Source organism: Streptosporangium sp. NPDC001681 (genome assembly GCF_040298085.1).
GTDB lineage: Bacteria > Actinomycetota > Actinomycetes > Streptosporangiales > Streptosporangiaceae > Streptosporangium.
Map to the genome: position 1 here is coordinate 1 of NZ_JBEOZN010000234.1, position 7204 is coordinate 7204.

The following is a 7204-nucleotide window of genomic DNA, read 5'->3' on the forward strand; positions in this document are numbered from 1 at the left end:
GGGGGCTGGCGCCCGGCCCGGCGGCGGGATCACCGCCGCCGGGCCGGTGCGGGTCGGTAGGGGGATCAGCCCGCTGCCTTGACGCCGGCCTCGATGAACTTGGTCCAGGCCTGGTCGTAGGGGACCGAACCCTGGTCCATGCCCTCGAGGACCTTCTCCACCGCGGTCTTGACCTGGGCGTGCTTCTCGCCGAGGAAGACGGGAAGCAGGTCCTTGACCGACGCGCCGAAGATCTGGCCGGTCGGCGCGTCGTTGAAGAACGGGTTCTTCAGGTCGGCGACCGCCGGGTCCTGCTGCGCCGGGATGGAGCTCGGGAAGGCCGCCGCCTCCTGGAAGGCCATGACGTGGCCCTCCTTGCCGGTGAGGTAGTTCAGGACCTCGGCGGCCTCCTTGGGGTGCTTGCTCTGCTTGGGAACCGCGAGGTAGGAGCCGCCCCAGTTGCCCGCACCGCCGGGCACGGACGCGACGTCCCACTTGCCCTTGTTGTCGTCACCGGCCGCGCCGGAGACCACACCGAGCATCCAGGCCGGGCAGCCCATGGTCGCGAAGCCGCCCTTCTTGATGGCGGCGTTCCACGGCGGGGTGAAGGAGGCGAGCTTGGCGGTCAGGCCCGCCTCGCTGAAGTCCTTCACCGTGTCGAAGGAGGTCTTGATGGCGGGGTTGCTCTCGATGACGAGCTGGTTGCTCTTGTCGAAGTAGGCGACGTTGCCGTTCTTCGGCGCCTCCTGCGACAGGATCACGTTGTAGAGCGTGTTCGGGCCGTCGAGGAACTTGGGGTCGCCCTTGCCGGGGTTGGCGGCCTTGAACTTCTCGCCGATCGCCTTGAAGGCGCTCCAGTCCGGCCAGAGCTTGCCGACCTCGTCGCGCTCGGTGGGCAGGCCCGCCTTCTCGAACAGGTCCTTGCGGTAGCACATGGTCATGCCGCCGATGTCGGTGCCGAGAGCGAAGAGCTTGTTGTCGGCGTTGATGCCGTTGTCCCACTTGGCCGCGGGGAAGTCGGCCTTGCGGCTCTCCAGCCCGTACTCGGCCAGGTCGGTGAAGAACTGCGGGCGGGCCTTCATGAGGCCCATCGCGCCCTCGTCCAGGGCGATGATGTCGGCCGCGCCGCTGCCGGCCTGCAGGCGCTGGAGCAGCTGCGGGAGGTAGACGTCCTCGAACCGGTCGGTCAGGTTCTGGTACTTGACCTGGATGTTCGGGTGTGCCGCGTTCCAGGTCTCCACGGCCTTGTCGTAGCCGAAGTTCTCGCCACCGCCGAAGGTGTGCACGGTGATGGTCACCGGCTCGGCCGCGGCGGAGGCGCCGCCGTCGCCCGCGGCGGGCTTGGCGGGCTCGCTGGAACCGCACGAGGTGATGGCCAGGGCGGTGGCCGCCATGACCGCTACGGCGGCGAGCTTGCCGTGCCGCTTGTTGTTCAACATTTCCGGACCCCTCTCAGGTGGTCGCCCGAATCATTGGGAGGTGACACCGGGGGCCGGTCCCCGACAAACACGGCCTCGCGGTGCGGTAGTTCCTCAATGTGCTTTGGGAGCGCTCCCACGAAGAGTGGACGATGGGCAACCAGGACGTCAATATGCCGAAACTCAACCGTTACATCCGACTGTTTTGGGTGGGACTATCAGCATGAAGTGGGTACATACATCTCATTGGGGCGATTGGGAGCGCTCCCATCTCACGGACATACAGTCGGGGCATTTCGTGTCCGTGCGGAGGCTCGCCGGGGAGCGGCGGGCAGCCCGCCGATCTCCGGCGAGGGACTCCGCCCCGGCCCGGTGTTCGGTGAAACCCGTTAGGCTTATCCAATACGTTGAAACATGCCTGAGATGCCACACTCGATGCGTGCCGCACGTTCGCGATCGAGAGACATGGTGGCGGGTGGACGCGCGAGGGGGCTTCCATCCCCCGGCCCTCCGGCATCGTTGCTCACCGAGATCCGACCGTGGCCGGTCGGGTCGTCAGGCCAACCATGATCGTTGATGGTGTCGTCCTCGCCCGGATCACCGTGTCCGGCGTTCGGTGACACCTCCCGCGAGGGAGCCGTGTGACTGTCCCCCACTCCAGGCGGCGAAACGGCCGGGTAAGCGAGTCGTCGGTCGCCGAAAGGTCTCCGACAAGGAAGATCTCATCGAGTACCCCCGGCGGGGAGGCATCCGGCGGGCTGTCCAGGCAAACTGTGCCCATGAGTCGACGTTCACGGTGGGCGGCGCTCCTGGCGGGACCCGTCGCCGCCCTGATGGTGGCGGGCTGCGCCGCTGACGGCGGAGCGCTCCGGCCCGACACGGAGCTGACCAGAGTGTCGGACCCCAGCGCCGCGCCCGGCCCCGGCCTGTTCGCTGTCAACTCGCAGCGGCTCGGCGGCCTCATCGTCATCGACGTCCAGGGATACGTCCTCTACCGCAGTGACGCCGACGACGCGAGCCCGTCACGTTCGGCCTGCGTCGGCGAGTGCGCCGAGATCTGGCGCCCGATGCCGGTCAGCGACATCGGGAGGCTGCGGATCGTCGGCATAGACCGGGGAAAGATCGGCAGGGTCGTCAGGCCCGACGGCACCGAGCAGCTCACCCTCTCGGGGTGGCCGCTGTACGGTTACAGCGGTGATCGCATGCCCGGCGACACCGGCGGGCATGGCCGAAACGGCTGGTTCGCCATCTCACCCGCCGGAGCCAGAGCCGGCCGCTCCACTCCCTGACGCTGCCTCGCCACGGCACCGCGGCGAGCGTCATCGCCTGTCAGGCGGCGGCTCGTCGGGCAGGGTCATGATCGCAGCAGTGCCCCCTCCGGGCGCCGGGTGAAGCCGCAGTGCCCCACCGTGCAGCTCCGCCACCCATTGTGCGATGGTCAGACCCAGGCCGGTGCCGTCCGCCGCGTCGCTCCGGAAACGCTGCGCCGGTCGGCCGTCCGGACCCGGACCGGGACCCGGACCGGCATCCTTGATCACAACCGTGCCGGCGGTGACGACGAGGGTGATCGTCGCGGGTTCGGCACCGGTCCGGCCATGCCGGACGGCGTTGTGGACCAGATTGCGGATGGCGATGCGGACCAGGGTCGGGTCACCGCTCGCCACCGTGGGCGAGACCGACACCGCCGCCGTGTGCGGCGGCTGCACGGTCTCGGTCACCACCTCTTCGGCCAGCTGGTCGAGGCGGAACGGCTGCCGCTGGAGCTCTCTCAGCCCGGCGACGAGACGCGCCCGCATGAGCAGCGCCTCAACCGAGTCGGCAAGCCGTTCGGTGGAGCGCAAAACCTGTTGCAACGCCTGAGACTGCCGGCCGGGATCCTTGATCGCGGCCTCCGACAGTGCCCGGATGACCGTCAGAGGGGTGCGCAGCTCATGCGCCGCGTCGGCGACGAACCGCTCCTGCTGGCCCAGCGCCTCGACAGCCGGCTGGGTGCCCCGCCGGGCCAGCAGATGCCCGCCGAAGCCGGCCAGGAGTGTGAACACCGCTCCTCCGGTGAACAGGATCCACCCCAGCCGCCGATGGGCCCGCTGAACGGGCTCAAGATCGACTGCGACCACGATGGTGCCCGACACCGCTCCGGTGACGGCGTGCGAGAACGGGACCGCGAGCAACCGTGAACGACGCCCCACGCTGGTGACGGTCGCGGCGAGTTCGCCGCGCCCCTGCCAGACGGGCCGGGCGAGGCCGCGCAGAACCTCTGGCGCGATCACCGGCAGGCTCGACGGATACGCGAAGACGAGGCGGACGTCGGTGCGGGTACCTTCGTACACGTGCACCGCGGTCGGGCCCTTCGACGCCGGATCGGCGAAGAGGCGGTCCAGCCGCAGCGCGCCGGACTCGTAGTACAGCAGGGCTTTCGCGGTCCGGGCGGTGCGCTCCAGCTCCGCCCGGACGAGACCGTCGCGCTGCTGCTGGTCGACGACCATCGCGACGGTTCCCATACCGGCCAGACCCATCACATTGAGGGCTGTCAGCAGCAGGGCCAGGCGGACCCGAAGCCCGTTGAGGCGCCCGGTCGTCTGCAGATGTGTCGGCTGCGTCCCCTTCTGACCCCTGCCGCCGGGATCGGGGCCGCGGAGACGTAGCGGGTTCACAGCCGCACGGGCCCGGCCCGGTAACCGGTACCCCGCATCGTGAAGATCACGGCAGGCTCACCGAGCTTGCGTCTCAGCTGGTTGACGACGACGTCCACCACATTGGACGCCGGGTCGGCCCGCTCGTCCCAGCAGTGCTCGATGAGCTCGGTACGGGTGACGACAGCCGGTTGGTGGGTCATCAGGATCTCAAGGACCGCGAACTCCTTGGGCGTGAGGGTTTGCAGCACCCCGGCGCGGCGGACCTCCCGGCGGGCCACGTCGAGCGTGACGTCGCCGACGCGCAGGACCGGCGGGACCATCGTGGTGCGGCGCCGGCACAGGGCGCGCACCCGCAAGACCAGTTCGTCGGTGGAGAACGGCTTGGTCAGATAGTCGTCGGCGCCGGCCTCCAGGCCTGCCACCCGGTCGCTGATGTCGTCGAGCGCGGTCAGCATGATCGCTGGTATGGCCATGTCGGCCTGACGGCGCCGGTGGAGCTCGTCGGCCGAGTCGCCTTCCGGGAGCATCCGGTCGAGGATCAGGCAGTCGTAGTCGTTGACGCTCATGCTGAGGTCGGCCTGGCTCCAGTTGGCCGCCTCGTCGACGGCGAAGCCGGCCGAACGCAGCCCGGAGACGACGGCACCCCGCACGTCGGGATCATCCTCGACGACGATCACACGCATGGGACGAGGGTAGCGATCCGCCGGGGGAGTTCAAGACGAGGGTGGCGACCTGTCAGGAGAGTTCAACCAGCCGCGTGCGGAGCGGGCCGGGGGCGTCCGAGCGCTCACCACGTGTGATCACAGGGCATCGCGGAACTCGCATGAAGGCTCCTGACGAATCTCTCCTCCGGAGATCGGATCGGTTCCCGTTTCCGTGGTACTTCTCCCCCTTCACCGGATCTTCATCGAATCCTCATGATCATCATCGCAGAATTCATGTCGGGCGCCCGCGGTGTGGGACGCTCCCGTACGCTGTGGCATCCGCCAGGCGGCGGCTGGACGGCCTAAGCGCCTGGAGGCGATCGATGCGCAGCGCCCGCCGGTTGGCCGCCTTCGCCGCGGCGGCGCTGCTGGCGGCCGTGCCGGGGTGCGCCGACATCGGGGGGCGCGTCCCGGATCAGGGGCGCTGCGGCCTGCGCATCGCCTTCTTCGGGCCACTCACCGGCGAGTCCATGAACCTCGGGCGCAACATGCGCGAAGGCGCGCTGCTCGCCGTCGAACAGCACAACGCCCGGAATCCGGCCTGCCCCGTCGGGCTCGTCGACTTCGACACCCAGGGGGATCCGAAGCAGGCGCCCGAACTCGCTCAGCAGGTCGTCGCCGACCCCGCGATCATCGGTGTCGTCGGGCCGGCGTTCTCCGGCGAGTCGCAGGCCGCCAACCCGATCCTGAACCAGGGCGTGGTCAGCACCATCACCCCGGCGGCCACCGACCCCGGCCTCAGCCGCGGGCGATCGACCTTCCATCGCATCCTGGGCAGCGACGCCGCGCAGGGACCGGCGGTCGGCCGGTACATCAGGGAGAGGCTGCTCGCGCGGAAGGTGTTCGTCATCGACGACATGAGCCCCTACGGGCGCGGCCTCAGCGAGCTGGTCACGAAGGAGCTCGGCTCGCTGGTGGTGCAGAGCGCCTCGGTTCAGCCGAATCTGGTCGACTTCCGCGGCGCGGTCTCCGAGGTCGAATCGGCCGCCCCCGACGTGGTCTTCTTCGGCGGTTACTACACCCAGGCCGGCCGGCTCCTGCGCGAGCTGCGCGACGCGGGCGTGAGCGCCGTCTTCGTCTCGGGCGACGCGGTCAAGGACGACGGGTTCGTCCGCACGGCGGGGGCCGAGGCCGCCGAGGGCGCGGTTCTCACCTGCCCGTGCCGGCCGCCGGAGAAGGATCCCGGGTTCGCCCGGCGCTACCGGATCCGTTTCGACCACGACCCGGGCACCTACAGTGCGGAGGCCTACGATGCCGCCACCGTCTTCCTGCGGGGCATCGACGCCGGCCGGACACGACGCTCTGACATGGAGGAGTTTGTCGACGGCTACTCCGGCGCCGGTATCACTACGAAGATCCGATTCAACGGCGACGGCGAGCTTGCCGGCTCCTCGGTCACGGTGTGGGCCTATCGCGTCCGCGGCGGCCGGATCGTCGCCGACGACAGGCCGATCCCCGGAAACTGACCGCACAGGAGATCAGAAATCATGACAAGCCCCCCGATCGCCTATCGAATCCCCGGCCCGACCGCGTCGCCCCCGAGGTCACCGTCCGCCGGACGCCTCGACTGCGCGAGCGGCACCGTCCACCGCGCCCTCGCGGAGGCTCCGATCGGCGGGTACGGCATGCTGGAGGCGGCGCTCGCCTGGCAACATCTGCGCTCCGCCGGACCCGGGAACACCGGCGGGGGGACACACGCCACAGCGTCGCGTCATCTTCCCGTCGTGGAGACGCGCAGCGGGGCGGTGGCGGCACGGATCGCCCGGCTGCTGTCAGGGCTGGCCTGGGCCATCGTCACCCAGGCCGACGCCGGCGACACCGGCTTCAAGCGGTCGCCGGTCATGCGCGTCGAGGTGCCCAGAACGCTACACCGTAGGGTCCTGCGGGCGTTGACCAACGCGTGGCGCGACGCCCGGCGGCAGTTCGACCCGAGCGTCCCGGGCACCGCCACCGACGCCGACGCGGCCGTCGCCCTGTGGCGCATGGGCATTCTCGTCGCCGGGCTCGGTCCCAGCCACAACATGGTCTACCTGCGCACCGGCACGTCCACGATGGCCGAGATGATGGCAGCCGCCGCCAGGTGTCTCGGCCTCACCCCGATCGTGGACAATGTCCAGGGCGCCCCGGCGGTAGCCCTCTACCATCGGAGTGAGGTGCACTGGCTGCTCGCGGAAGCGGGAGCGGGAGGCGCGGCGACCATGTGGGTGCGCGGTGGCCGTCCCGCCGGTGCCGCCGGTACCGGCGTCGGGCTCTGGCCGTCAACGACCCCCTCCTGAAGGAGGGGGCTTGAGGCGCGGTAATGCGCTTTGAAGCCCCGCGTTGACCAGCCCTGGCCGTCAGCTCAAGGAGGTGCGTTTTGATGGCTACGTTGGACACGAGATCGCAGACCCACCGGCGGGTGCTTCCTCAGCCTGCCGCTCTGGAATCCGTGGGAGCAGACACGCCCGAGGGTGGGCACGAAACGGCT

The 7204-nt window shown here is 69.7% G+C and carries 6 protein-coding genes; 3 read left to right on the forward strand and 3 right to left on the reverse strand.

All coding sequences use genetic code 11. The features are described 5' to 3' along the window. Nucleotides 1–65: 65 nt before the first annotated feature. Nucleotides 66–1418: an ABC transporter substrate-binding protein gene (locus tag ABT130_RS46405; protein WP_350920616.1), complete on the reverse strand. Its 1353-nt coding sequence runs from the start codon at nucleotides 1416–1418 to the stop codon at nucleotides 66–68. Nucleotides 1419–2176: 758 nt separating this feature from the next. Between ABT130_RS46405 and ABT130_RS46410 the strand changes: the two genes are divergently transcribed. Next, nucleotides 2177–2686 (forward strand): hypothetical protein, encoded by a 510-nt coding sequence (locus ABT130_RS46410; RefSeq protein WP_350920613.1) that lies wholly within the window; start codon nucleotides 2177–2179, stop codon nucleotides 2684–2686. A 30-nt stretch (nucleotides 2687–2716) separates the two neighbouring features. On the opposite strand, the gene ABT130_RS46415 is transcribed toward ABT130_RS46410, so the two are convergent. Both ABT130_RS46415 and ABT130_RS46420 read right to left on the reverse strand, forming a co-directional pair. Further along, nucleotides 2717–4051 (reverse strand): sensor histidine kinase, encoded by a 1335-nt coding sequence (locus tag ABT130_RS46415; RefSeq protein WP_350966322.1) that lies wholly within the window; start codon nucleotides 4049–4051, stop codon nucleotides 2717–2719. Beyond that, nucleotides 4048–4716 (reverse strand): response regulator transcription factor, encoded by a 669-nt coding sequence (locus ABT130_RS46420; protein WP_350966323.1) that lies wholly within the window; start codon nucleotides 4714–4716, stop codon nucleotides 4048–4050. The genes ABT130_RS46415 and ABT130_RS46420 overlap by 4 nt, the downstream gene beginning before the upstream one ends. Nucleotides 4717–5060: 344 nt before the next feature. Here ABT130_RS46420 and ABT130_RS46425 point away from each other — a divergent pair, with 344 nt between their 5' ends. Further along, nucleotides 5061–6203: a branched-chain amino acid ABC transporter substrate-binding protein gene (locus ABT130_RS46425; RefSeq protein WP_350966324.1), complete on the forward strand. Its 1143-nt coding sequence runs from the start codon at nucleotides 5061–5063 to the stop codon at nucleotides 6201–6203. 21 nt (nucleotides 6204–6224) lie between these two features. After that, nucleotides 6225–7013 carry a hypothetical protein gene (locus ABT130_RS46430; protein ID WP_350966325.1) on the forward strand — a complete coding sequence of 263 codons (789 nt, stop codon included), beginning with the start codon at nucleotides 6225–6227 and terminating at the stop codon, nucleotides 7011–7013. Nucleotides 7014–7204 lie beyond the last annotated feature (191 nt).

Excerpts from the sequence above, each read along its gene's own strand:
- ABT130_RS46405 (WP_350920616.1), bottom strand. The coding sequence starts at position 1,418 with ATGTTGAACAACAAGCGGCACGGCAAGCTCGCCGCCGTAGCGGTCATG.
- ABT130_RS46410 (WP_350920613.1), top strand. The coding sequence starts at position 2,177 with ATGAGTCGACGTTCACGGTGGGCGGCGCTCCTGGCGGGACCCGTCGCC.
- ABT130_RS46420 (WP_350966323.1), bottom strand. The coding sequence starts at position 4,716 with ATGCGTGTGATCGTCGTCGAGGATGATCCCGACGTGCGGGGTGCCGTC.
- ABT130_RS46425 (WP_350966324.1), top strand. The coding sequence starts at position 5,061 with ATGCGCAGCGCCCGCCGGTTGGCCGCCTTCGCCGCGGCGGCGCTGCTG.
- ABT130_RS46430 (WP_350966325.1), top strand. The coding sequence starts at position 6,225 with ATGACAAGCCCCCCGATCGCCTATCGAATCCCCGGCCCGACCGCGTCG.